22 protein-coding genes are annotated in these 25,764 nt (G+C 40.1%); all 22 read right to left on the bottom strand.

What is annotated here, in order from left to right; genetic code table 11:
- Positions 1 to 90: 90 nt before the first annotated feature.
- The 22 genes from BUB77_RS17360 to BUB77_RS17465 all read right to left on the bottom strand — a co-directional run bounded on the left by BUB77_RS17360 (position 91) and on the right by BUB77_RS17465 (position 25,709).
- Positions 91 to 1,740 carry an MFS transporter gene (locus BUB77_RS17360; RefSeq protein WP_330392607.1) on the bottom strand — a complete coding sequence of 550 codons (1,650 nt, stop codon included), beginning with the start codon at positions 1,738 to 1,740 and terminating at the stop codon, positions 91 to 93.
- 73 nt (positions 1,741 to 1,813) lie between these two features.
- On the bottom strand, positions 1,814 to 2,374 hold the full coding sequence (locus BUB77_RS17365) for a TetR/AcrR family transcriptional regulator (protein WP_073278117.1): 561 nt from the start codon (positions 2,372 to 2,374) through the stop codon (positions 1,814 to 1,816).
- Positions 2,375 to 2,506: 132 nt separating this feature from the next.
- Positions 2,507 to 3,046, bottom strand: coding sequence for a nitroreductase family protein (locus BUB77_RS17370; RefSeq protein WP_073278118.1), 540 nt, complete (start codon positions 3,044 to 3,046; stop codon positions 2,507 to 2,509).
- Positions 3,047 to 3,114: 68 nt separating this feature from the next.
- Entirely contained in the window at positions 3,115 to 4,326 is a 1,212-nt protein-coding gene (locus BUB77_RS17375) for a hypothetical protein (protein ID WP_139241221.1), read from the bottom strand.
- A gap of 200 nt (positions 4,327 to 4,526) precedes the next feature.
- On the bottom strand, positions 4,527 to 4,919 hold the full coding sequence (locus BUB77_RS17380) for a hypothetical protein (protein ID WP_073278120.1): 393 nt from the start codon (positions 4,917 to 4,919) through the stop codon (positions 4,527 to 4,529).
- Positions 4,920 to 5,261: 342 nt separating this feature from the next.
- On the bottom strand, positions 5,262 to 5,903 hold the full coding sequence (locus BUB77_RS17385) for an ABC-2 transporter permease (RefSeq protein WP_073278121.1): 642 nt from the start codon (positions 5,901 to 5,903) through the stop codon (positions 5,262 to 5,264).
- Positions 5,903 to 6,763, bottom strand: coding sequence for an ABC transporter ATP-binding protein (locus BUB77_RS17390; RefSeq protein WP_073278122.1), 861 nt, complete (start codon positions 6,761 to 6,763; stop codon positions 5,903 to 5,905). Before BUB77_RS17390 ends, BUB77_RS17385 begins: the two co-directional genes overlap by 1 nt.
- A gap of 2 nt (positions 6,764 to 6,765) precedes the next feature.
- Positions 6,766 to 7,140 carry a GntR family transcriptional regulator gene (locus tag BUB77_RS17395; RefSeq protein ID WP_073278123.1) on the bottom strand — a complete coding sequence of 125 codons (375 nt, stop codon included), beginning with the start codon at positions 7,138 to 7,140 and terminating at the stop codon, positions 6,766 to 6,768.
- Positions 7,141 to 7,401: 261 nt separating this feature from the next.
- Positions 7,402 to 8,292, bottom strand: a complete 891-nt coding sequence (locus BUB77_RS17400; RefSeq protein WP_073278124.1) for a sensor histidine kinase — start codon at positions 8,290 to 8,292, stop codon at positions 7,402 to 7,404.
- Positions 8,293 to 8,427: 135 nt separating this feature from the next.
- Positions 8,428 to 9,672 (bottom strand): S8 family peptidase, encoded by a 1,245-nt coding sequence (locus BUB77_RS29180; RefSeq protein WP_084124375.1) that lies wholly within the window; start codon positions 9,670 to 9,672, stop codon positions 8,428 to 8,430.
- A 181-nt stretch (positions 9,673 to 9,853) separates the two neighbouring features.
- Entirely contained in the window at positions 9,854 to 10,717 is an 864-nt protein-coding gene (locus tag BUB77_RS17410; RefSeq protein ID WP_073278125.1) for an ABC transporter permease subunit, read from the bottom strand.
- Positions 10,710 to 11,627 carry an ATP-binding cassette domain-containing protein gene (locus BUB77_RS17415; RefSeq protein WP_139241223.1) on the bottom strand — a complete coding sequence of 306 codons (918 nt, stop codon included), beginning with the start codon at positions 11,625 to 11,627 and terminating at the stop codon, positions 10,710 to 10,712. Before BUB77_RS17415 ends, BUB77_RS17410 begins: the two co-directional genes overlap by 8 nt.
- A gap of 35 nt (positions 11,628 to 11,662) precedes the next feature.
- Positions 11,663 to 12,529 (bottom strand): hypothetical protein, encoded by an 867-nt coding sequence (locus tag BUB77_RS17420; protein ID WP_073278127.1) that lies wholly within the window; start codon positions 12,527 to 12,529, stop codon positions 11,663 to 11,665.
- A gap of 275 nt (positions 12,530 to 12,804) precedes the next feature.
- A complete protein-coding gene (locus BUB77_RS17425; protein ID WP_073278128.1) occupies positions 12,805 to 13,476 on the bottom strand; it encodes a response regulator transcription factor in 672 nt (223 codons plus the stop codon).
- A 254-nt stretch (positions 13,477 to 13,730) separates the two neighbouring features.
- Positions 13,731 to 16,301 (bottom strand): FtsX-like permease family protein, encoded by a 2,571-nt coding sequence (locus BUB77_RS17430; RefSeq protein ID WP_073278129.1) that lies wholly within the window; start codon positions 16,299 to 16,301, stop codon positions 13,731 to 13,733.
- Positions 16,298 to 16,981: an ABC transporter ATP-binding protein gene (locus tag BUB77_RS17435; protein WP_073278130.1), complete on the bottom strand. Its 684-nt coding sequence runs from the start codon at positions 16,979 to 16,981 to the stop codon at positions 16,298 to 16,300. Before BUB77_RS17435 ends, BUB77_RS17430 begins: the two co-directional genes overlap by 4 nt.
- A gap of 163 nt (positions 16,982 to 17,144) precedes the next feature.
- Positions 17,145 to 18,134 carry a sensor histidine kinase gene (locus BUB77_RS17440; RefSeq protein WP_073278131.1) on the bottom strand — a complete coding sequence of 330 codons (990 nt, stop codon included), beginning with the start codon at positions 18,132 to 18,134 and terminating at the stop codon, positions 17,145 to 17,147.
- Entirely contained in the window at positions 18,121 to 18,807 is a 687-nt protein-coding gene (locus BUB77_RS17445) for a response regulator transcription factor (RefSeq protein WP_073278132.1), read from the bottom strand. The genes BUB77_RS17440 and BUB77_RS17445 overlap by 14 nt, the downstream gene beginning before the upstream one ends.
- A gap of 239 nt (positions 18,808 to 19,046) precedes the next feature.
- A complete protein-coding gene (locus tag BUB77_RS17450) occupies positions 19,047 to 19,283 on the bottom strand; it encodes a hypothetical protein (protein ID WP_073278133.1) in 237 nt (78 codons plus the stop codon).
- Positions 19,284 to 19,360: 77 nt separating this feature from the next.
- Positions 19,361 to 21,463 carry a glycoside hydrolase family 31 protein gene (locus BUB77_RS17455; RefSeq protein WP_170866681.1) on the bottom strand — a complete coding sequence of 701 codons (2,103 nt, stop codon included), beginning with the start codon at positions 21,461 to 21,463 and terminating at the stop codon, positions 19,361 to 19,363.
- A 116-nt stretch (positions 21,464 to 21,579) separates the two neighbouring features.
- Positions 21,580 to 24,000: a GH36-type glycosyl hydrolase domain-containing protein gene (locus BUB77_RS17460; RefSeq protein WP_073278134.1), complete on the bottom strand. Its 2,421-nt coding sequence runs from the start codon at positions 23,998 to 24,000 to the stop codon at positions 21,580 to 21,582.
- Positions 24,001 to 24,158: 158 nt separating this feature from the next.
- Complete coding sequence (locus BUB77_RS17465; protein ID WP_073278135.1) at positions 24,159 to 25,709, bottom strand: ABC transporter substrate-binding protein; 1,551 nt, start codon at positions 25,707 to 25,709, stop codon at positions 24,159 to 24,161.
- Positions 25,710 to 25,764 lie beyond the last annotated feature (55 nt).

A 25,764-nucleotide genomic window follows, 5' to 3' on the forward strand; every position in this document is an offset into this window, starting at 1 on the left:
TCGATTCCAAGGCCGACCTTCGCAGCTAACCCTGCATATATAGGAAGGTATTGCATTAATGAGACAGGACGGTCTGTGGTTATTGCAACTTTAATTTATTTTTAGACCGGGTTTTTGTTTAAGGGTAAAGGATACCACAACTCCAATAGCTGCAATAATTGCAGAAGCTATAAACATGTGCGTATATCCCCTATTTAGAATGTGTTGAAAGGTATTTTCAATATCCGAAGCCATACTGTTAAGCGCAGGCAGCACATAAATCTGAGCCTCTTCCGGAAGTATTTTCTTAAAGATATCCGTTAATTGACTTACAATAGTTGTCACATCTGCGTTTTGCAGAGATGCAAATAAGTTCTTACTGGCATTGGCACCATTAGAGCTCATGGCCGCAAGCATATCTCCCCCGCCTGCCTTTGCAAAGCCGGACTGCAACATATGCATTAGTTCAGGCTGAATATTTTTGCTGGCATCCACAATAAAACCAATCATAAAGCCGGGAGAGATTGTTACACCGATGGAGCGGATTAATGACATGGCAGCGAGAGCAGTTGCGCCTTCTTCTTCCTTTACTGCACCTAATATCAAGTAATTTAAAGGAGGTCCCATTGTAAATCCGACTCCAACCCCCATGAAAGCAATGCCAATTAAAACAGAAAGCAAAGTCAGGCTTTTAGCTGCAAGGAGACCTAACACCAAAGTTCCGGCAGCTGTGCAGGCAAATCCGATGATAAGTACAAGCTTTGCTCCTTTTTTATCGAGCAGCTTTCCGCTAAGAGGAGAAGCTGCTCCGGAAAATACGGCCAGCAGGGTCACCAGATATCCCCCTGAACCGCTCTTTAGTTTCAAAGTATTCTCTGCAAACTGTGGCATATAAACCATACCCATCATGCCGATTCCCACAATAAAGGCAATGATAAATATTGTTACGATTTCACGGTTCTTAAAATATTTCATGGATAGAACAGGGTCCGCTGCCCTTTTTTCCACAATAATAAATATCGGAATCAAAATTACAAAAGTAATCAGGAAAGGGTATACTTTCTGCTGCTGCAAACTTTCTATTACAGAGAAAAAATTTATATTTGTTAAGGCATATAATAAACTTGCAATCATAGCTGCCAGAATCAGTGCACCTGGAATATCCAGCCTGCTTTTGGCCTCCCTTTTGGATTCTTCCATCACTCCTGATAAAAATAGTGTTACAATACAAATCGGAACATTTATAAAGAAAATAAATCCCCAGTGATTCTGCCCTGCAAGGTCAATGATGGTACTCCCAAGGGTTGGTCCTACAATCGTTGCGACTCCATATACAGCTCCGACCATTCCAAGGGCAGTGCCTCTCTTTTCCGGAGGAAAGGACTGACCTATTACAGTGGTTGCAATAGGCAGAATCCCGCCGGCACCAATAGCCTGAATAACTCTTGCTGTAAGCAGAAAGGCAAAATTACCGTAAAAGTTACTGAATCCGCAAAGTGCAGATCCTATTCCAAATACAATAATCCCGAACATATACATTTTCTTTCTGCCGATAATATCAGACAGCTTAGAACTGATTGGCATGGAGACGGCATAGACTAAGGTATAGATCGTTATCATCCAAGCACCTATACTTTTTGATACATTGAAGCTGTTTTGGATAATCTCCCTGGCAGGAGAAACAATTCCATTATCAATAGCCCCCATAAAAATTCCTAATAAAAACAAGACTAAAATCAACGTTGTATGCTTTTTTTGCACTATAAAATTCCCCTTTCTGAACATTGTTCATTTAAAGCCTAAAAAAATAGCTTTGCTCCTATAGAGGAATTCTCTATAGGAAATAGCTTTTCAAAATCATCTCAAAAGTAGCATATTCAAATTGCTTCATCTGCGCTATCAGCATAAAATTCTGAACAATAAAGCTTGCCAGTTCCCTGTTGTTGATTTCCGGTTTTGTTACATTGGCTTTTTCTGCCTTGTACTTACAGATAGCCTCTTCCAGCGTAGCAACAAATAAATCCACCACTTCCTGCTTCTGTCTATGATGCTCTTTTGTCATACCTTTTTCACTGCCGTTTAGCTTCAGCCATGTATCTTTGAAGGTATCCAAAAATGACTCCAAAAGCTGATAGATATTACGGAACTTCTCGAACAACTCGCATTCTTCCTGTTGCGCCTCTTTAATGGCGGCAATAAATTCCATCCAGTATTGGTACATCAGTTCTGACATTAAGTTATCCTTCGTAGGAAAGTAGTTATAAATAGTGCCTACCGCAATTCCGGATGCTTTCGCAATCTCCCGCATATTCAGTTTACTGTATCCCTTTGAGATAATAATTGTTTTTGCATTCTGAACAATTACCTCTCTTAAATCAACGTATATCTTTGGCATATGACCTTCCTTTTGTGAACTATGTTCATAATAACTCTGATTCCAAAATATTGCAACCTAATATTTCCATTTCTTCAATATTTTACAACACTATTAATACCACCCATAAAACGGCAAGCAAAAAGTATCTCATCACCATTTCTCGTACCTTACAATTTCCTCCATCGCTCTTCGCGGCCGCTGTTCCGGTGCCTCATCACCATATCCCAAGGTAATGATTCCGCACACATATTTATCCTCCGGAATGTTCAGGATAGGCCTGACAGCATCTTGCTCAAACCACGCGGTCCAACAGGCTGCCAACCCCAGGTGCTCTGCTTCAAGCAATATATGTTCCATTGCAATTGCTGTGTCTCGAATAATTTGCTTAAGTTCCGGTTCAGAACTGTTCTCATCCAGCCTGACTTTAGTATCCATTGGTATACGGCATCGAATATCCGCTACACACACAATGAATATCGGAGCTGCCAGCATCCATTTTTGATGATGATCGGCGATTGATAGTTTTTCTTTCGTATCCTCGGATTCAATAATAATGAAAGTCCAAGGCTGCGTATTGCTTCCGGAAGGTGCTAGTCTGGCACTTTCTAATATTGGAACAAGCTTCTCTTTTTCAACTTTTTTATTTAGATATTTACGGATGCTTCTTCTGTTTTCTATTTGTTTTAGCATGGTAATCTCCTTACTAACAACTCATATTTTGAATGTTAAGTAAACTGTGGCTCTTATAACTATATCGTTCATTTTCTTTTATAAAAACCGAGGGTGTATGACATTTCTTTGTCATTAATATACAGTGCATCATATATGTGACCGTCCGAATCCCGTTGCAGCGTACTTAAATCATATTTTCTGTAATCACTATTATTATCTGTGACTATCATCTCTCTTTTATTCAGGGCTTTATCAAAATAGCAATAGATGCGGTCGTCTTCATCATCCCTTTTATCCAAGCGAAAAGTGCACCCGACGGATATGGCTTTTCCATCAGTGGAATAAAAAGTTTTCCCACTGTAATCCTCCATTTGAATCTCTTTCTCAGCCGGTACCACTTCAAAATCTAAAGCATAAGCAATATCATTCCAAACGAATTCTATACCGTTTATACTCTTTGAAAGGTAGCGTGCATACCTGTAATTAACATTATCGTCATAATAGGATTTCTTAGACTCCGAATCGTATGCTTTTACCTTATAAGCAGTGACTACATCACTTAATCTGTATTGATTATTAGGACCGCCAAAATAAAAATAGTCGAGAGAAACCATATTACCGGCAATATATCTGTCCTTGCTGCGGTAATTTAAAAGAGCCAGGTACACATCGGATACCTCCGATGCTGGGAAAAAGCTCTTGGTATCAACACTTCCAAAGTCCATATCACTGGCGACATATTTGCATACCAAATAAATTTGATACTGGTCATTATTAAACAAATCGTCTACTGAGGTTATACCATATTCAGTAAAATTCCCAAAACTGCTGCCGTTCAGCTCACCATCAAGGTCCTTCAGGTAGTAATGCACTTCAATATCATAAGGAGCATCGATTGAAAGAGAAGATGCTGCATAGTTCTTAAGATCATCCACAACCAATTGCTCGTTATAATTGTCATAACATTGACCCGTTTCAACATTGGTAATGACTGAAAACTCTTTTTTATTTACAATAACGGAAGATTTGACATAAGAACTGGTAATTTTAGAAAAATCGGGGAGGACAAGGTCTCTTTTCGGACGGTTCAAGCTATCCAATGATTTGATTTCCCCACTGCCATAGTTCCTTTTTAAATACTCCTGTACAATGGGCCTGGCCAATGTTTCATTATTCTTTGCTTTCTCCTTTTCCTCCTTCGACATGCACGCCGTCAATGAAAATAGGCATATAATTGTAAAAATATAAACCAGCTTCCGTATCGATGTAGTGTTCTTAATACAATTCATTCTGTTCATTTTCATCCCCTTTGTATTCATAATCTTTCTATCATTTGTTTTCACTGCCACATTTCTTCATCAGAACTATAATCTACACGCGGCTTGAACGATCTATAAAGATACCGTTTAAATCTGGCAGGACCTCGGCGGCAAAGCATTTTTATTGACATTCTAACAATTATAAAACATATCATTGTTATTATTTGCAGTTCTTATAGTCAAGAAATCTGTATGATAGTTTTTGTTATACCGATTTCTCGATCCCAAAACACATAAAATATAGCATCATCATGAAGTCTTATTTTGCTCTGTTTTATTTCTAATTGTCCAATAAATGTCATAGGCCTGTCATCATTGAATTGCCACTCCGGATCTTGAATCCATTCAGGCTTTTTATCTACCACTTGAAAATCTTTTGCAACAGCAGTCCTCAACAATTCTTTTAGACTATCATCATTATTATCTTGATATTTTTCGAGTAATTTTATAAAGTATTTTTCGCTTTCATTACTAGAAATAGGATCAAAAGAAAACTCCTTCCCTAAGTCTAATAAGATTCTCATTTTATCCAAGGGTATCTCTGATGTAAAATCATCTATATATTCACTCATTTTTACCTCCTCTTTCCAATGCCACTTGCTCATGGCAGATATCCATAGTGCTGATTTCATTCCCACAATTGCGGGAATCAATCGAACTCTAACCTCTGTAAAATTAAAATAACTGTATCAAAAACCCGAATTTTATCAATTATCCTGTATGTTTAGCTCCCTTTAAAAAACAGTAACATGAGTTGACTGAAATAAGCTTCGTCCCGCCCATGACTTCTAATCTTTTTTATTTATCTGTACACAGTACTCAGCATGCCTTGAGGAGATATATCTTGAATTTATTATCACATAAATTTCTTATTGTTTCAACTCAATTTGGTATAAATAAAACCCTTTTTGGAATTATAATAAATCTGTTTTTTTATAAATCCGCATAGATATCATTGCAGATACCACCAAAATTATAATACTAAATAAAATGGCACCGCCTAATAATATTGTAGGATTTAGCATATCAAGAAAACTAAAATCTAAATTATTTTCCACTTTTAAAAATTGCGGTAACCCAAAAGAGAATGTCATTATAATTATTACAAATAGGAATTTTGTTTTTTCATACCCTAATTTATATTGCACAGGCAAATAAATACTAAGTAAAATAGAAATTACCAGAAATAACACGACAGGCATTGTAAATCCCCAAGTACCTAATTGTGGAAACACAAGTGCTTCAATTCCAAAAATCATACAACACACCAGGTAAATAATGAGACAGAAAATATATTTTGATAATGCAATGTCTTTACGGGGATACGGCAAAGCGCATAGCAAAGCCGACGCTTTAGGATATTGAGTTTCTTTCAGAAATACATATTGTAAAAGCATAAAGACTGATATAATCGTTATTAGAACGAAGCCCATTACTCCTGCATATTCTGGAAGCCTTCCAATCAATAACAGTGGAAAGATGATACTCACAGTTATCATAATCAGCACATATTTTTTAACAAGCACAAAGTCTTTTTTTACTAATTGAAATAACATTATTTTTTCCCTCCTTTGATATTACACAGCATAACATCTTCTATTGCTGTGCGTTCTAAAATAGCGTCTGGCATAGCTTTTTTTACAGCTTCAAGTTGGTTAGTAATACCTGTGAATCCGAAAGCAGTTTTACTGATATCCACAAATAAATCAACCGTATCCTTCGTGAGGTCTTTCAAATCACCTTTGACTATTCTATAACGGTCTAGGAGAATATCCTTTTCCTCTTGAAATATGATTTTTCCGTTGTCAATCAAAATCAACATATCAGCGATTTTATCCAAATCAGATGTTATATGTGTTGAAAAGAAAACACCTCGTCCACCATTATTCATAAATTCCTTTAGTATGTCGAGAAGCTGGCTTCTAATAAGAGGATCAAGGCCGCTTGTCGGTTCGTCCATAATCAGCAGTTCCGCATTGTGGGATAGAGCAAGGGCTAAAGCGTATTTCATACGCATACCCTTTGAAAGCGCATTGATTTTCTGCCTTGGACCTAGAGAAAATCTATCAAGATACATTCTGTACGTTGTTTCATCCCATGATTTATAAGCCGAAGCCACAATGCTTTTCATTTCTGACAGGCTTAATTCATCATAAAATCCTCCGTCGTCAAGAACAATTCCAATTCGCTCTTTTATCTGCTTTTCGTTTGCTTCCATATCCATTCCGAACAATCGGACATTGCCGGATAATTTTGAGGTCAGACCTAAAATTGTCTTTAGCGTGGTGGTTTTACCTGCTCCATTTATACCAATGAAGCCAGTAATACAACCCTCTGGTAACGAAAATGAGATATCTTGCAAAGAGAAATTCCCGTAGGATTTATTCAAGCCGCTAATTTCCAAAATGTTTTCCATTCTTATTCCTCCTCAAATAAAATATTCATCATTTCATTTAATTCCTGTCTGCTAATTCCGAGTGATTTAGCCGTTTGTATCATATCTTGCATTTTTTGCTCTACAAGACGGCGTTTTGAATCTCGCAGCAGCTCAATGTTACTCGCAGAAACAAACGTCCCAATACCTATTTGGCTATTAACAAATCCTTCTTTTTCCAAATCATCATAGACCCGTCGAATAGTTAAAACGCTCACCTTCAAATCATTTGCAAATGCCCGAATAGAAGGCAAAGTATCGCCTTCTGCTAATTCGCCTTTTAAGATAGCGTCTATAATTTGGTCTTTAATTTGTTGGTAAAGAGGACTTTCGGAAATATTGGAAATCAATATTTTCATATCGTCCCTCCTTAGTGTGTTGTTTACATATACACACTATACACTGTAATCACTTTGCTGTCAATACACGTTAAACAGTTTCTTCCAACCAGGCGTAACGAATGACAATGACTGCTACTCCATTACTGGGGTGGCCTATGGGGTCTTTTAAGCAGAAATAGAAAAGGAACGCAGTTTTCTGCGTTCCTCAATTTATGTGCAGGTTCATTGTGTATCTGATTCCTGGATAAGAATGAATGGAATGGCACAGGCACAGAATGTCTATGCCATGGGAAGTTCAATCTTTATTACAAAAAAAGCTTCATCAATATAAGCCGCAATTGTGCCATTCATACATTTAATTAATTCATACGCTATGGAAAGTCCTAATCCAGTTGATTGATGGTTTCTCGAAGTATCTGCTTTATAAAAGCGGGTGAAAACTTTATCTGTATCGATATTATCGCCGCTTGGAAATTTATTTTTTATAATAATTTCTACTTTATTATTGCACCGCATTTCTATGACTATTTGATCTTTTCCATGATCCAAGGCATTTTTAATTATATTTTGAATTGCTCTTTTTATTGCAGCTCCATTTGCCCATACTATGCAGCTATCCTCTGGAATTTCTACCGCAGGCTCAATCATCTTACTTTTAAAATCCTCATAGAAGGAAAAAATTGCTTCATATAATATGTGATTGATATTACATTCTTCAAAAACGAATTGATAAGTATCATTTTGCAGCTTCGTATAAGTAAATAATTGTTCCAAAATCTCATTCAGGCTGTTTATACGAGCTTTAATAATTTTATGATATCGTTCCTGTTCCTTCTCATCCTCAGCTTCAAGCAGCAACTCAAAATATCCCTTTAATGATGTAATTGGAGTTCTTATATCATGAGAGATGTTCATAATTGTCTCTTTTATTTGCTTATCCTTCCTTTTATAATCAAGCTCTAGCTGATGCTGCTTTTTTAAAATGCCGTTAAGACAATCGGAAAGCTCTGTAATTTCTTTATCATTAATATCCAGCGAAATAATCTTATTCGTTTCATTATTTTGAATGAATCTAAGCTGGCGGCAGAAGGATTTGATCTGCCGCCTGTATAGGAGCAAGCTTCCCAGGCTTATTAACGTAATAATTACTGCTATAATATTAATCCACATATTCTCTCCCCAAAAATCATATTGCAAGCTGTTTTTCCTTTTTTCTGTACCAGGAAAAAGCTCATAAAGTAAATAAAACCTTGATTACTTTATTATCTTATACGATTTAAACTGATTTTGGAAGAAAATTCAGAATCATTCCTCCTTTTCCAGCTCATTCATAATTGCTGCCGGGTCAATAATATATGGTGCTTCATACTTTTCTCCTTCATAGGTGCCATGGCTGGTTCTTGCCGTGGAAGCGGCCAGCTTCCAGAATTCCTCGTAAGTAATCTCCGGTTTAACCTGACATGCCAGAGCATAAACTCCGGCAACATATGGCGCAGCCCAGCTAAGGCCTCCCTGCCGATATACTGCATAATCCTCTGCACCGGTCGGTGAGGCGGTACAGCGATAGTTCATCGGTACACTGATGTTATATTTCCTTTTCATCTTCATCATCATTTCCGGTTCTGCCGGATATGGAATTTTTGTATAAGAATTAAAATCATCCGGATCAGATAACGGATATTTATCAAGACCAAAGAATGCCATATCCTCACGCTTGAATATGGAAGTAGTAATTACCAGAACACCTTCGTCCTTAGCCCTTTGATAGGCTTCGTTCAAGGGCTTCGATCCGATGCCTTCATTATAATCAACTCCCCAGGATATAGATATCACACGTATCCTGTTTTTTACCGGAAGGGTTTTATTTAAGTCCAGCAGTTTATTAATGGATTCTGCAAGCAGCCCGTAGTCGTCCAATACTAATTCAAAATCCTCCGCAATATAATAAAGATCGGCTTCCGGAGCTACTCCCACACTCTTTCCAACTGCTATGGAGGCTACAGACGGTCCATGCATGGAGGCATCCTGGTCCTTCACCGTAATGCGTTCGGAATAATATTTCAACCGGTCTTTATACTCTATATGATCCACAAGTAGCGGCTGGTCAATGATTGCAATTCCAACCCCCTTACCGGTGATGCCCTGTTCATGGAGGCTTCGTATAGTTAAGCCCGGGTTCTTATATAATTCCATTATTTTATCCGGGTCAAAGCTTCCCGGTAACTTATCAGGCCATACCGTTTTACTGTCAAAGGTTGCCTTAAGCAGCTTGCCGTAATCCTCCGTCAGATCACAGGCTGTCAGGTCAGTACTTCGGATATCATAAGCATCATGAAATAAGCCAGGCAGACTGTCGCGTTTGCCATATCCATACTGTGCCGATAAATCGGCAGCGGCAGGGTGCCGTTCAATTGTCAGCTGCTTCGTCCCCTCTGTCTGACTGCTTACTGTCTGCTTGTCCTTCTCCCTTCCTTCCCCGGAACAGGCATTCGCAGCTATTAAACATAATAAGACTGATAATACAAATACTAATTTTCTTATTTTTCTCATTATAAAGTTCCTCATTGTCTCATCGTTATTTCCATAAACAAACTTTAAATATCTGAGTTTTTCTCTTCGCCTGTTTACGGTAATTTATTTCTTCCTATATTACATTAACTTACCTGTAAAACAAAACTGTTTATTTTATTCCATCACAGACCCGTCAATAGAACATTCACAGATTTTCATGCTATTTTATATCCCTTTTTTCTATCACTGCAGCGGCAATGCTGCTATAGACCAGAATTGCTGCAAGAGCAGCCAACAGTACCGTCAGATGGATTTCAGCGAAAGAACTGATGGATAATACCTGTATATTTCGTACCACCAGGTATTTTTCCAAATAGTTAAAGGCATCATAGCCGGATTTTTTGGCAATGATATCACCTGCACAGCCGATGACCGCCGTAATAATGCCTAAGCTTAGAAAGATACTGATAATCACCGGAAGTACATTATTTTTAAAGGCAGCCGATACCAATATAAGGAAGATAGTAAAAGCAATATATAGTAAAAATTTCAGTCCGAAACACTGTAATTGTTCCAAGGGCAGCTCATAGGAAAAATTATCGAGAAACAGGAGAGAACCAAGCTCTGCAGCAAGTAATAATACCAGGAATTCCAGCAGTACAAATACTGACATGGTTATTATTTGGGAATAAAGGATGAACCGCCTTTTCTTTACACAACTCACTATATTTTTTGTAAATCCGCAGCTTTTCTCTCCGGAAATATATAAAACGGTAAAAACTCCTGTAAAAAGCATCACAGCTGCACTGGATAGTATGACGGATACTTCCTCCAATACCGTTATCTTCTCCTTTATCAACGAATTTGCATTATAATTGATTCCGATAAAGTATCTTCCACCTTCGGGCACGGAAACGACCGTTCTGTTTAACTGTATTTTACCTCCCTTTTCCATCACCTCATGGATTCTCACATTCAGGAGATAAGCGCTGGCAAATCCCATAATAACCAAAGCAATCATAATAATGTAAAAGCTCTTACTTTTCAATAAGCGGAACAGCTCCATTCTGATGATATTAAGCATTATCGTTCCCTCCAGTAAGCTCCATAAAATATTTTTCAAGACTTTCCTTTATCACATTAATGGAATTGACCTTAATTCTATTCACTGAAAGCTCCATATTAATATCGCCCATTTCCTCCAGCTTTTCATAAACATAAATGGTTTTTTCATCTACAACTTTATAATTATGTATTTTTAATCCATCAAGAATGGTACATGCCCTGTCCGGTTCCTCCAGAATAATCTCTATCCTTTCACTGCATTTTTGCAGGATTTCCTCTTTTGAAAATTCCTCAATCAGCCTTCCCTGATGAATGATTCCATAATGAGTGGCGAGTTTTGAAAGCTCCTCCAGTATATGGCTCGATATAATTACGGTTATATTTCTTTCCTGATTCAGCTTCAGTATGATATCTCTTACCTCGACTATGCCCTGCGGATCAAGTCCGTTAATTGGCTCATCCAGTACCAGCAGATCCGGCTCTCCGACTAATGCCATACCGATACCCAATCTTTGCTTCATACCCAGCGAAAAGTTTTTAATTTTTTTATTTCCCGTATTATTAAGCCCCACTATCTCTAAAATATCATTGACATTTTCCTTCTTATATACACCCATGCAAATTGCTTTCAGCTTTAAATTATCAAAGGCGTTCAAATTCGGATACAGCCCCGGTTCCTCTATCAGCATTCCAATCCTGTCATAAACATTATCAATTGCCTTTTTCTGATAACCAAATAGCTCTATCTCACCGCTGGTTGGTGCAGCCAATCTGGAGATCATTTTCAGAAAGGTCGTCTTGCCTGCTCCATTTCTTCCGATTAATCCATAAATGGCTCCCCGCTCAATATGAACACTAATATTATCAACTGCTTTTTGCTTTTTATATTGCTTTGTCAGATTTATTGTCCTAAGTAAATAATCACTCATAATTAACCTCCAAATGTTTATCATTTTTAGCCATTTTATATATCTCTTTTCTCTATCACCACAATGTTGAGCATGCTGTAAAAAAGAATTGCTGCAATTGATACCAGGAATGCCCTGATACAGATTCCGGAAGGCGCATTACCGGACAGCAGTATGATGTTAGGTATAATATCATAATTCAGTAAATTCAGCGGGAGGCTGCTTTTTAATAACAACGCACAATAGTTTAAGAAGTAATAATATAACAAAGTACCAAAATTCCAACAGAAAAATATATGAAGGATAATACTGACAGGTGCATTTTTCAAAGCATTCATCACAAGCAGAATAAGTTCTGTATACGCGATATATAATAGAAACTGCAATCCGATATATCTTAGCTGCCCGAAGGATACCGCATGAGATAAATTCTTCACATATATAAGGGAAGCAAGCTCTGTTACAAGCAGCAAAGCGGCAAATTCCATTAATATAAGTACCGCCATGGCAGCCATTTTTGATAGAATGATAAATCGCCTTCTCTTAACACAGCTCACTATATTTTTCATATATCCGGAGCTTCTCTCACTTAATACAAATAAAATAGTAAATACTCCTGTGCATAAAAGGACAAGTGAACTGGATAATAAAACAGATGCTTCATCAAAAGCAGTAACCGTTCCAGTTCCATTTACCAATAAACTGATGTCATAATTAAATCCTAAGGGGAAGTTGGGTAAATCAAGCAAATCCCAGGTATGCCTTGGTTCATCCGATAACCAACCTGGCCCATTCTCAGAATTCAGACCTTTACTTATATAGTAAACATTACTCCAGGCTATAAAAGCTATTATAAATAAAATGACATAGAAGCTTTTATTTTTAAAAAGCCGGTGCAGATCCATTCTAATAATATTAAGCATTTTCTCACCTCCTGGCTATGAAATATCTTTTTAATTTTTTTCATTGTATTTCAAGCTAACCTCCTTCTATTGATTACTTTGAGTAAAGTTTAGCAGCAACTCTAAAATAAATCGCTAAAAATTGTTTAAGATTTGTTAAAGATGAATTATAAAAATTGCGCATCGCTGAGATAAATAACGAAAAGGGTATCTCAAAACCTCCAATTAATCATTCGAAAGCGTAACTTTGATTAATTAATCAAGGTGTTTGGAATACCCTTTTCCTGTTTCATTCATTACAGCTTAAGCTTAAAGCCAATTCCCCATACTGTTTCGATATATTCTTCCTCGGAAAACCTTTTAAACTTATTTCTTATATTACTGATATGTACATTAACCGTCTTGTCCTCTCCGATAAAATATTCCTTCCAGGCATAATCATAGATGTCCTGCTTACTGAATACCCGGTTCGGGTAGGTAAGTAACAGCTCAAGTATCAAGAATTCCTGCTTTGTGATATTTATGATATTATCATGAATACTGACCTCAAAGGTATTTCTATTCAGCTTTAAATCCTTGCACTTAAGTACTTCAAAGGTTTCATTCCCATCTCTTCTCCTTAGCTGAACCATTACCCGCGCTGCCAATTCCCTCAGCTCAAAAGGCTTTGTGATATAATCATCTGCGCCCAGGGTCAGCAAATCGACCTTACAGTCAAGCTCATCCTTTGCAGATATTACTATTACAGGAACCTTCGAACTGGTTCTGAACTCTTTTAGGAAAATATCACCCTTAAGACCCGGCAGCATCAAATCCAAAAGGATTAAATCATATTGGCTGTTTTTAACGCAAAGGCTTGCCTCCGTACCTGAAAATGCCTGCTTACAGGAAAGACCATTCTTGCTTAGTGCCTCTGATATCATATTATTAATAGGTTCATCATCTTCTACAATTAATATTTTCTGCATTTGTTTACCTCACATATAAAACACGTAATATTCTCTAAGCTATAATAAACTTAATCTATTGTTTTGTCACGCTTTAAATGTGATATGTTTGTATTGTTCAGCTGATAGCGGCAGCGTAAAGAAACCACAACACGGGCGTATAGTCTGTGTTGTGGTTTCTTTAATTGTGTTGAATATGCGTTTACACAAAAAACTATAGCTTACCAAGATTAACCAAATTTACAATCTTGAAAAAGGAAAACAGCAGCTTTGAATCAAGTCATGTCATCTCGAAGCGCATCAATGATATCTTCTTTTTTTATCTTACTAATGGCATACAGCATTGTTATGAACACGATAAAGAGCACGCTGATTACGCTGATTGCCATACTGCCCCACGGGAATACATAATTGAAGTTGTCTATCCTTTCTGCGCCCGCCAACCCTTCGTAGATCAGCCACGAAGAGATTGTCGCTATCGGAATCCCAAATAGCAACGTCCTCATGCCATAAAAGATACACTCAAAATTCATCATTTTATTGAAATCACGGTCCGACATTCCTATTGAGCGGAGCATGGCAAGCTCCCGCCTGCGCAGCCTGATATTCGTGGAAATCGTGTTGAACACATTGGCAACGGCAATCAGCGAAATCATAATGACAAACACATAGGTGAAAACATCAATAACAAAGGTCAGACTGCGGTATTGTTCAACTGTTGTGTATACATTAAATAGGGTATAGGCAGACGTAATTCCTGCGTCGTGTATCATCGCTTCCATATTAGCCACCGATTGTGAAGGATTCTTTGACAGAAAGCTCAGGCCTATATCAGCATGAGTATCAGGGGTTTCAAACTTCTCTTTGAGCGAATAAGGTGCCACCACCATAAAAACGTATGAATTCTTCTTGGAAGACTGCTTTGAGATCACATCCACCGGATATGTATCGACAAAGGTAATGTTTATGCTTTGCCCCTGTTCCAGCTTCGGCTTGTCATTTATTTGAGGAGCGGCACTGAAAGTCATAGAACGGCTCGCAAACATATCAAACACTTCGTCCGGCCCGCCTTTCTTTTCAACCCGCTCTTTGGCAACGGCAATCATTTTCGCGTCCTCCCCGGTATATTCTTTTGCGGACAAGCCTATTTTTTTAATAAAATTTAGATATTCGCTGTCCGGGATAAACTGGATGTCCATTGGCAGATGAACCGTTTGGTCCGGCGCAGTATAATCCGCATCTTTCCGGTAACGGTCTGAAAAATCGCTGGCCTTAACTGCACACGAATATGCTAAAATCGCTTGGTATGAGCTTTCGTAAACCCCGTCTGCGGTTTTTAGTTTGTCGTAAAGCAGGAACATTTCACTGTCGTCCATGTCCTGATTGGTAAAAAGAATGTCATAGTCAAAGTCCATTATTGAACGTTCCGAAAGTCGTTTCAGAGTTGTTCCAAAAGCACTTCCAGATACAAACAGCACCACGCTTAAAGTAAGCGATAACACAATGCTGCGATAGCGTCTCTTGTTTCTCTTAAAGTTCTTTAGCGCAAGAGTTCCCTCCAAACCGTAAATACGCTCAATGAATTTTGACGTTTTTACGGCTTTCGATTCGGTTTTGACCTCGTTGGTCTGGTGAATGCTCTCCATCACGGGAGTGTTTGCGGCTTTCCTGGCCGGGATATAGGCTGAAATCAAAATGGTAACCAAACTGACCACCGCCGCCACGACAATCGCTGAGACAGACACCGACAAGGTTAAAGGCACGGTGCTGTATGCAATGTTCCCGAAATTCCCGGCAACAATAGGAATGACAAGTCCGATACTACCTATGCCGGCCATAATGCCAATCGGTATCCCGACCGCGCCAATACAAAGTCCCTCGAACAGCACCGAATTTCGCAATTGCTTTGGCGTGGCGCCAACCGAAGAGAGAATACCGAACTGGCGTGTACGTTCGTTCAGCGAGATGTTGAAGGAGTTATAAATCAGAAAAATCGAGCCCAGCATTATTATGGCAACCAAAATGCCGCCAACCGTGTACAAAAGTGTGTTAATTATTTTATCATCCGAAATCCCCATGAAGCGCAGCACAGAATCATTAAAGACATAAACCCCTGCTCCGGCTGTTTTGCTTGCGTAAGCCTTTACCTGGCGGGGGTTTTTAAGCGTGACAAATAGGCTGAAGCTATCCGTTTTCTCACTGGTATCTGCTTTCGTTATCAAGGTATATCCCGGTGCAGAATGTTCCTCAAAACCGGGTCTTTCACAGATACCCACAACCGTGTAGGTTTTCTCGTCTTTGGGTACAAGAGCTTCTTTCCCGGAAACGTAAGGGTCGTGTTGACCGAGATTCTTTTTTCCATTCATGCGGCTTCCAACAGAAAGGGAAATCGTATCGCCCACCTTAAAGGTAACGCCGCCCTTTATCTGGACGTGGACCGGAACAAGAATCTCACTGCTGTTTTTAGGCAGCCTGCCAGAAATCAGACTTATGGGCAGGGTATCAAAGGCTTTCTCGTTAAATCCGGCGATAAAAAGATAAGGCTTTTCGGGGCTTTTCCCGTCCTTAAGTGTTGCGTAGCCGATATTTTGATACGCTACGGTGTTTGCAACTCCCTTGTCATGGGTTCGCTCCTGCACGAAGGAGGAATTAACCTCCAAAAACTCTACGTGCCAACCGCCGTATTTTACAATAGAACCATTTATCAGAAAATTTAACAGGGAAGTACCAAAGGTAGCGACTGCCGTAATCATGGCGGCGGACAGAACAACTCCGATAATTGTGACAAACGTTCGGGTACGGCTTTTTTTCATGCTTTGCAGGGTAACTTTGTTGAAAATGTTCATGGCCGCACCCTCTCATCTCTCACTACTTTGCCGTCTGATATGCCGATAATGCGGTCTGCTTGCAGGGCGATATTTTCGTCATGGGTGACGAGGAGCAGGGTCTGCCCATATTTTTTATTGCTTTCTTTCAGCAGTTTAACGATTTCATGCCCATTCCGGCTGTCCAAACTGCCCGTGGGTTCGTCGGCAAGCATGACCGCCGGGGCGTTCATCAAAGCACGTCCTATGGAAACGCGCTGCTGCTGACCACCCGAAAGCTGATTGGGTAAATGCGTTTTTCGTTCCTGCAGCCCAAGCAGTTCAAGCAGGTCATTCAGCCGCTCCTCGTTGACCTTGCGCTTGTCCATCAGGATAGGCAAGGTGATGTTTTCCACCACATTCAAGGTGGGAATCAGGTTGTGAAACTGGTAGATCAGTCCGACCTGCCGCCTGCGGAAAATGGCAAGTTTTTCATTGCTCCCCGCATATACATCCTGCCCGTTCAAATACACTTTTCCGCTTGTCGGCACGTCCACGCCCCCAATGCTGTGAAGCAATGTGGATTTACCCGAGCCGGAGGAGCCGATGATTGCGGTAAACTCTCCCTTTTCGATTGTGAGCGAAACATGGTCAAGTGCAGTAACTTGGTTTTCGCTCTTGCCATAGGTTTTGCATAAATTTTCAATTTTTAAAAACTCCATTATGTGAGTCTCCTTTCCTGCGTATGCCTTCTGCGCATCCAAGTTTTGCGCTTAGGATTAAGCCGGCACAAAACCTGGAAATTGAAAGTGTATTTCTATCAACCTTTACCCATATAATAGAACCTTCAAATTACATTTCTGTGACTTTTAAGTGAGAGATTCGTCACTTTGGGAAACGAATGGAAAATATCGCACCGCCCTGGGGGTGATTTTTTGCGGTAATCGTCCCTCCCTGCCGTGTTATAATCATCTTGCAGAGAGCCAAGCCAATTCCGTAGCCTGTAGCTTTTGAGTTTTTCCCGCGATAAAACCGGTCGAACAGGCTGGGTAAATCTTCTTTTTCAAAGCCCGCGCCGCTGTCGTGGATGGAAATTTCAGTAAACAATGGGTTGTCCCCGCAGACAATCTCAATCCTCCCGTTCTCACCTGCACTTTCCATGCAATTTTTGAGGATGTTTTGAATTGCTTCCGAAAGCCAGCCTGAATCGCCTTGAATAAGCAACCCTTCCGGTGCGTCTATTTGCAAATCAATATTGTGCAGTTCCATCGAAATCAGAAACGGACGAAGCGCTGCTCCTATCAAGCTGCTTACATCTATCTGCCCGCTTTGGAACACCACAATGCCCGCGTCCAGGCGGGATAATTTCAAAAGGGAAGTCAGCAGCCAATCCATCTGTACAAACAATTCCTCTGTTTCCCGCATCAATGCTTTCCGGTCATTTTCGTCAGGGTTATTCTTCAGCAGTGACAGAATAAGGTTCACGGATGTGAGAGGGGTACGGAGCTGATGGGCTATGTCAGCCAGTGAATCTGCAAGATGTTCTTTTTCTTTTTTCAGTGCGTCGTTTTGCTCCCGAATACGCAGGGTCATTTTTGTTATCTCGCTCTGCAGAATGGAAAGTTCGCCCTCGTCCGATTCACCAATATACAGATGGTCAGCGTTATGAAGTACAAGATCGATTTGATTTGAAATCTGCGAAATACTATCATATCGTGCTTTGGTAAACGCAAAAAACGCTGCGCCAAAGGCGGCGGCAGAAGAGATGGCAAGGATTCCAGCCGCGGTATTGATTGCAAATCCCAGCAGCACAGCAGCGGCGGCTATTAAGGAGAACAAAATGGCAAACTGCCGAAACTCTCTATTCCGAAGCATACCCGCCCCCCAATCTATATCCTGTCCCGCGAACAGTCAGAATGATCTGCGGGGCTGCGGGGTTGTTCTCTATCTTCTCCCGCAGGCGTTTAATGTACACGGTCAATGTATTGTCATTGACAAACTCACCTGCAGCGTCCCACAATTCGTCAAGCAGCCTGCTCCTTGTGATAATACTTTTTGGGTTGTTAATAAACACCAACAGCAAGCGGTATTCCAAGGCTGAAAGAAAAACCTCGCTGCCGTCCTTTTTCACGACGCCGCTTGCCATGTCGACATGAAGCCCGCAGGTTTCAAAAGCCGATGGAGAACCTCCGCTTTTTCGCAGGGCGGTTCCAATTCGCGCAATCAATTCACGCGGACGAAAAGGCTTGGTGATATAATCGTCCGCCCCCATATTCAGTCCGGTAACAACACTCGCCTCATCACCGGAAGCCGTCAGAAAGATAACGGGGATATCCCCTGTTTCTTTGATTTCCGTGCAAACCGTAAAGCCATTTCCGTCAGGCAGAGAAATATCAATCAACGCCAGGTCAAATTTATTCCCGGCAAGCGCAGCAAGAGCTTCACTCCGCGTAGGGGCATGGGTGACTGTAAATCCCTCCGAGCGGAGCAAAAGTATAAGGTTCTTAGCGATTGCCTTATCATCCTCAACCAAAAATATCCGTTTCATTTATTTTCACCCTCCTTTACTTTACTGCTCCTAATAGCTCTATTGTATTTCTTTTGACGGAAATATACAAGATTAGGTATAAAACAAAGTCAAAGACCGCTCATTTTTAAAAAGCTTAAAAATAAGCGGTCTAAACGAATTCTAATTATTTATTTAAATGATAAAGAATTTTGTCTTTCTATTGAAATTAAGTATTGTAGCTTCATGTGTTCCGAGACACCATATCAAGAATGTCCGTATTAGCTGCCATGGGCTGCCGGAATCAAAATACAACGGACAACTTTTACATTACTGCCAATATCCTTCTCTGTAAATGTAACTTCAGGAAGACCTTCAAATTTCTGATAGCTTACTTCTTTGTTTGGTCCAGTGATCTTGATGTATCTTTTTTTGCTTCCCGTCTTAGAATCCAATTCTATTTCTAACCAGTCCAGTTTTGTCGTCTTGCCGATATGAACACACATCTTCCAGCTCATCCTGCCAAGAAGAATACATATGATTATGCTCCTCTGCCTCACTAACCATCGCAAAAAAACACTGATTAATGCATTTATCATAATGTATCAATAAAGTTCCATTTGATTTCGCTGTAGCTTCCATAGAATTTATCCATATTGCCGGATACTTTTCCTGTCTTCTTACCATTATCCTCTATATTAACTTCCAAACTGAACCATTGATAATTTCCTTTTTTATAATCCAGACTCTCTCCGTCATCTTCATACAACAGGAATTTACCGCTTTTCATACCATAATGTCTTATCTCTAATGGTACCGGTACACCTTTTGCCGGAACATGATTGTATGCAGGTATCATAGGAATAATCCCCCCATCTTTCACAAAAAGCGGAAGCTTATCTATGGTAGCTTCGATTTTTATAAAGTTTCCTCCTGTAAATTCTTTACCCGTATCAAAATAATACCATTTTCCTTCAGGCAGATAAACGAAACGTTCTTTCTGACCGGCCAATAGTGGTGCGACCAGAATGAAATCTCCTGCCATATATTGATTATCCACTTCATCTTGGAATATATCCCATGACTTGGTCTTTTCAAAGCCACTGGCTTCTTTATATAATTCACCAACCTTTGCAGGATTATAACCTTCCTCTAAATGCATCGCTCTAAAAGGTGGGATGCCTTCAAAATTGTATTTTGCAAAAGCTGAATAAAAGTATGGTATTAATCTCATTCTGAGGTTAACATAATGTAAAATAATATCATAAACTTCTGGGTAGGACCATGGTTTTGTCCCATCTGCCCATGCATTTAAAATGGCGATTGGTGAAAAGCAGACTGTCTGAAAACGCCTGACCCAGTCTTCACTGCTTTGGGCCGTTCTGACTTCCGGAGTCCACAAAAGCCCGCTAAAGCTGGAATTGCACAATGCTCTGATAAATTGTTCATGATCATACAAATCGGAATATAGTACATAGGGAAGGGTGGAGGCAGCTGCATTAGAAGCTCTTACCATCCCATATGTGCGTTTGTTTACTTCATAAAACAGTTCTGCCGTAGTCTTTTGAAACAATAGTCCAAGGAGCTGCCTCATCTGTTCCCCATCATTTCCAGACGGAAAAGTTGCATGGGTCGGAAACATCCATGAGAAATCTGTGAGCTCACTTCCATCACATTCATCCAGCTTGTAACCCGAAATTCCTATATCAATATGCTCTTGCCTGTGCTGAGCCTTAATTATTTTTCTGACCTCCGGTACAGAGTAATCCGGAATTATCCCTGCCCACACGGTATGTGAACCTGCATAGGGTTCAAGTTCAGTAAAAATCTTTGCCTCAGGGGATACATATGCATGTTCCCAAAGATTGATTTTAAAGCCATTTTCAGCCATTTTGGATACAAAAGCAGAAGGGTCTGGGAATCTCTCCTGTGACCATTCATAGGTAACCGGATAGCTTTTTGAATGCCAGCCAGGCTCAAGTCCAATTACATCACAGGGAAAACCTCTTTTTCTGTATTCCAGCGCTTCTTTGACTACCTGATCACCGGTGTATGCAGAAGGTGCCCTGTGCCAAAAACCAAGACCCCATTTTGGCGGAAGTACTCCGCCTCCGAAATAAAGGTTATAGCGTTGTACTATCTCCAATAAAGAACTTCCCGAAAATGCAAAGATTTCAGTTCCGTTACCTGGTATTACAACCTCTATCAGATCTGATAAGGGGGTATAGTCAAAATCCGGATCACTCACATTATCTTTGGCCTTGGGTGGATTTTTACTGTCCTTCCTAACACAGGAACCGCAGTAAATTGTAATAGCTCTCGAGGTATTTATAAACAGGCCATAACCCCCCGTTGACAAATAAAATGGAACGGGAGCATGACTTTCTCCTGTATCCTGTTTGGGATTGCTATTAACGTGCAAATAGCGTGTCTTTCCTCTGTGATTTATTTTCATGAATTGCAAACCCAAACCGTAAATTCTTTCCTCTGGCTGAAGGGGAATTCTAATTATGGTTTTACCATTTGTTATTTCATATTCCATCAATGTGACCGACTGCGGAAAATTAGTTTCCGTCAGTTTTCTCAACTTTTCATATACAGGAGCCGCATCCATAACCAGTACAGGATTGAACTTATCTTCGCAACCTATTATAGTTTTCCATATACCATTTGCGCAGTCCTCCCATTTAATCTCCATCTGCAACAATATCACCCTTTCTGTTCTATATAAATTATAATTATAGTATCTGAACCTTTTTACATACATCTCCCAGTCTCAGAAAAACCTCAAGCCAGCCTCCGGCAAGTAATATCCTAGCCCATTATTACCTTAACAACTGCTCTTTCTCTTCCGTTTTTATGCTTGATGATATTGCTCGTCTGAATCTCTCCATCCACTTCTATGCTCATTATACCTTTCTTTACTCCTGATTCATTAATAATTTCTATTTCATAATTACATTCTCTGAACTTCCTGTCAATCTTCGCCTGCTTCCACTGCACAGGCAGGCAAGGGTCGATAAGCAGCCCTTCCCACTGTGACCGAATTCCAAGCATGTACTGTGTTACTGCAATATACATCCAAGCAGCGGTACCAGAAAGCCAGGAAACGTTAGCAAGACCAAAACGATCGGATTCCGGCCCGAACAGGTTGGAAGCATACACGTAGGGTTCTGCCTTGTATCGCCAAACACCAGCTTTTTTCATTGCAATCTCCGGAATCAGTTGCCTGTAGTACTTATATGCTATGTCCCCTCTTCCAAGGAGGCATTCGGCGATGATAGCCCAGGTATTGGCATGACAGAACACCGCACCGTTCTCTCCGGTTCCGGGATTGTAATTTGTAAGAGGATCCTTGGGATCAGGGAAATCTGTAATTGATGGATGAATCTTCTTAATACCAAGCTCGGTATCAAGCATCTCTTTGACTGAATTCATAGCAGCAAAGGACTTATCTTTATCTGCCATCTGTGACATTACCGCCCAGGTCTGCGCGTTCAGCCATATTTTTGCCTGATCATGTTCATCTGTTCCTAAAAACCTTCCGTCATCCATCACCGCTCTTCTAAACCATTTACCATCCCAGGCAATGGAATTGACCAGCTCCTTCTGTTGTTGAAAAGTACTCATAAATGCAGCCGCATCCTCTATTTTACCCATAAGCCGCGCAAGTTCAGCCATCTTAGTAAGCATTACTCCATATTGCATTGAGGTCCATATGCTTTCTCCTTTCCCTTTTCTGCAAACACGGAACAATTGATCGTTCCAGTCTGAACGCAGCATCAAAGGAAAACCATTCGGTCCAAGATGGCTTTTTGTATATTCAAGGGCTTTCTGTAAATGTTCATAAATGGCAGCTTCCCCACCGTCATAATAAGTTACTTTTTCATCCAGGAAAGACAGGTCTCCCGACTCCATAACTACACTCCACACTGACCATACCGGCCATAAATGATCATCTGAATGTATTGTTGTAACTGGCTCCCAGCCTTCCGTAGGGAAAAAATAGTGATTTACGTGACCATCTTTGTATTGTTGTCCCAGTAGCAGCTTTATTTTATCCTTTGAAGCATTTATATCAAAAGGTATCTGGGACAGTATGTCCTGTGAAGTATCCCGGAAGCCTACCCCTCTAAAGGTTCCTGTGGCATAAAAGGATATATTTCTTGAAAACAGAAAATTTCTCTGAGCCTGATAAGGATTCCAGGTGTTAACCATTCTTTCCGTTTCCTTGTCAGGTAAGGTACACTGAAGTTTGCCAAGATAGCTTTCCCAGTTTTCTTTCAATTTGATAAAGGATTCTTCCACAAAGGTATCCCTTCTGGAATTTTCTATAGACTTTCTGATATCCTCTTCTGTCATTCCTGTACCAAGAAAAATATTCAGTGTCTGTTCTTCCCCGGGGTCAAGGCTTATATTAAACTGCAATGCACCACAGGGATCTCCTCCTGCAAGGGTAGAATTGGAACAGCTTCCCTGTTCTATGGCATTGGGATTTGCTTCTGACCTGTAACTTCCCACAAATTCCTCTCTATCCCCATCAAACCCATCGGGAATCCTGTCGGCAGTAAAATAAACAAGTGGTGTTTCATCGGGCTTAGGCTGCATTTCAACCCCATATTTGTAGACAAGGCTTCCCCATTCCTCCAGATATTCCACCGAGACCTGATGTTTGTTATAGCACTGCCACTGCAGCTCCCTCATGAATTCCATCATTCCGAATTCCACATATGCAAATATGCTGAGTTGTTTTGTTTTTGAACTATTATTCTTAATTTTTAAATTCCAAATCAAAGAGTTTTCCAGTTCACCTACAAAATAGGTCAATTCAGAGTTCACACCGTCCTTAGCCGCCTGAAATCTTGTATAGCCCATTCCATGAGCGGAACTCCAGCTATCAAGCTTTTTCTCCACAGGTTCATATGCAGGACTCCAGTATTCCCCTAAAGCTCCATCCCTTATGTAGATATATGGTCCAGGACGGTCCGTGGGCAGATGAAAAAATCTGTAGCGTGAAATCCGCCATATTTGGGGCGAGCGGTAAAAAGCCAAGCCACCGCCTGCCTGGGACAGGATCGTGTGAAAGGTTCCGTTAGTCAGATAGTTAATCCACGGTGTTGGTGTATCATGTCTTTTAAAACAGACTTCCCTTTCCTCATCCTTAAAATAAAAATAAGATTCCATATTGTTTCTGTCTTGCAGGTTCATATTTACCTCATCTTTCCAATAATCCAAAAGTATTACCTCTGTCAGTACCTGGATCTTTACACACTGATAAGGGACTGCTGCAGAACAGCTTATTTACCATGTCAGACGGACTGGTATATAATCCTATACCCATGGATTTTAATGCTATTCTACAACAGCCCCTTTATAGGTCATATTAATAATTTTTATTTATTTAAAGTAGATTTCCAGGCATCTATCTGTCTTTGCACTTCTGCTACAACATCATCAATTCCTGCCTTTTTATCTTTTTCAACCTTTTCAGCCAATACCTTTTCATAGCTTGCCTGATCTTTTGCTAAAAGCTCGAACTTGTCATATTCTTTAGCAACTGCATTCAGCTGTGCAAGCTGGGACTGAATAGGAGTCGGGTCCACAGTAAAACCCCTAAGAACGGAAATTTCAGCGTCATTATTCATTTTTTCTGTTTCGGTCCAGGTGTTATCGTCCTGGCCAGGTAATAAATATGAGTTGAATTGGTTTCCAAGTACCCAGGCATAAGCTGACAGATTATACTTGGTATTCGCTACGGGTTCCGCATGAGTTTCATCTGCCATATTATAGTGAGTACCGGGCAGACCAAATAACAACTCATTAAAGATTTCTTTGTCGGTATAGACAGCAGCCAGTGCATTCATGGCAGCTTCAGGATTTTTCGAATTTACATTTATAGCTGTCATACAAGCACCGCCGGAGGAAGAAGAGGTGTATGCTGTACCTACCGGAACTGTTACAAATTCATAGCCTGGATATTTTACAGCAAGGCTGGCATCATTACCGGGTTTATATATGTTAAGCACGGCGGCAACCTGACCTGCAGTCTGTAGTTTATCTACGTCGGTTAACAAAGTAATATCATTACCGAAATAACCTTTCTGAGCCCAATCAAACTGGAGCTGACTATAAGCTTTATTCTCAGGAAATGCAGCAAAATCGTCTGAGCTTATTACTTTCATGTTTGTATCACCTTTTTTAATATAAGCATATCCGTATGCGGAGCCGGAAGCAGTTCCGGTAGAAATCCCCTCATAATCCCATATGCCCCAAAGCTGCTGCGGTAAAAACGGAACTCGGATTTCCGGCTCATTTGCAACAATTTTATCAAGGAATGCAGGCAGTTTATTGATAAGATCATCTGTGGTCTTTATGGTACTTGGATCAAAGTTATATTTTTCTACAAGATCTTTTCTGATTACAAGTCCTAATTGTGTAGCAACAATCTGCATATTGGGGATTGCATAAAGTTTTCCGTTAGACTTTGCGACATTAGATAACCATTCAGGGCATTGTTCTTTCAGCTCCGGATGTTTTTCATATAAGTCATCAAGTGGCAGGAAAGCTTCCCTTCCTACATTATCATAAAAGTTGTTTAACCAGTTTGCAGTAAAGGCCAAGTCATAGTCCTCGCCGGATGAACTGATAAGCTTCATCTTGTCATCAAACTCACCCATCGGAATTGGGCGGAAGTCAATCTTAACGTTAGCTTTCGCTGCAAGTTTCTTATTCATATCCTCCCATACCTGATCCTGGTCAGCTTGCTGGTCACTTGGAAAGTACCATATTACCGTTGGTACAGTCGAGTCATCTTTTGCTTTTTCTCCCGTTTCGGCTGCCCCTTTCGTATCAGTTACCTTACTGTCTTTTACATTTTTGCCACAGCCCCCCAAGACACTGGCCAGCATTAGTACTGCTAGAATAAGACTTATTACTTTTTTCATTTTTTATCCTCCTTGTTTTTTATATAACAAAGGTTCTCCTTTATTATCAGTTGAT

Source organism: Anaerocolumna jejuensis DSM 15929 (assembly GCF_900142215.1).
GTDB lineage: Bacteria > Bacillota > Clostridia > Lachnospirales > Lachnospiraceae > Anaerocolumna > Anaerocolumna jejuensis.

Coding starts and splice junctions, on each gene's coding strand:
- BUB77_RS17365 (WP_073278117.1), bottom strand. CDS start 2,374: ATGCCAAAGATATACGTTGATTTAAGAGAGGTAATTGTTCAGAATGCA.
- BUB77_RS17370 (WP_073278118.1), bottom strand. CDS start 3,046: ATGCTAAAACAAATAGAAAACAGAAGAAGCATCCGTAAATATCTAAAT.
- BUB77_RS17375 (WP_139241221.1), bottom strand. CDS start 4,326: ATGAACAGAATGAATTGTATTAAGAACACTACATCGATACGGAAGCTG.
- BUB77_RS17380 (WP_073278120.1), bottom strand. CDS start 4,919: ATGAGTGAATATATAGATGATTTTACATCAGAGATACCCTTGGATAAA.
- BUB77_RS17385 (WP_073278121.1), bottom strand. CDS start 5,903: ATGTTATTTCAATTAGTAAAAAAAGACTTTGTGCTTGTTAAAAAATAT.
- BUB77_RS17390 (WP_073278122.1), bottom strand. CDS start 6,763: ATGGAAAACATTTTGGAAATTAGCGGCTTGAATAAATCCTACGGGAAT.
- BUB77_RS17395 (WP_073278123.1), bottom strand. CDS start 7,140: ATGAAAATATTGATTTCCAATATTTCCGAAAGTCCTCTTTACCAACAA.
- BUB77_RS17400 (WP_073278124.1), bottom strand. CDS start 8,292: ATGTGGATTAATATTATAGCAGTAATTATTACGTTAATAAGCCTGGGA.
- BUB77_RS29180 (WP_084124375.1), bottom strand. CDS start 9,672: ATGAGAAAAATAAGAAAATTAGTATTTGTATTATCAGTCTTATTATGT.
- BUB77_RS17410 (WP_073278125.1), bottom strand. CDS start 10,717: ATGCTTAATATCATCAGAATGGAGCTGTTCCGCTTATTGAAAAGTAAG.
- BUB77_RS17415 (WP_139241223.1), bottom strand. CDS start 11,627: ATGAGTGATTATTTACTTAGGACAATAAATCTGACAAAGCAATATAAA.
- BUB77_RS17420 (WP_073278127.1), bottom strand. CDS start 12,529: ATGCTTAATATTATTAGAATGGATCTGCACCGGCTTTTTAAAAATAAA.
- BUB77_RS17425 (WP_073278128.1), bottom strand. CDS start 13,476: ATGCAGAAAATATTAATTGTAGAAGATGATGAACCTATTAATAATATG.
- BUB77_RS17430 (WP_073278129.1), bottom strand. CDS start 16,301: ATGAACATTTTCAACAAAGTTACCCTGCAAAGCATGAAAAAAAGCCGT.
- BUB77_RS17435 (WP_073278130.1), bottom strand. CDS start 16,981: ATGGAGTTTTTAAAAATTGAAAATTTATGCAAAACCTATGGCAAGAGC.
- BUB77_RS17440 (WP_073278131.1), bottom strand. CDS start 18,134: ATGCTTCGGAATAGAGAGTTTCGGCAGTTTGCCATTTTGTTCTCCTTA.
- BUB77_RS17445 (WP_073278132.1), bottom strand. CDS start 18,807: ATGAAACGGATATTTTTGGTTGAGGATGATAAGGCAATCGCTAAGAAC.
- BUB77_RS17450 (WP_073278133.1), bottom strand. CDS start 19,283: ATGAGCTGGAAGATGTGTGTTCATATCGGCAAGACGACAAAACTGGAC.
- BUB77_RS17455 (WP_170866681.1), bottom strand. CDS start 21,463: ATGGAGATTAAATGGGAGGACTGCGCAAATGGTATATGGAAAACTATA.
- BUB77_RS17465 (WP_073278135.1), bottom strand. CDS start 25,709: ATGAAAAAAGTAATAAGTCTTATTCTAGCAGTACTAATGCTGGCCAGT.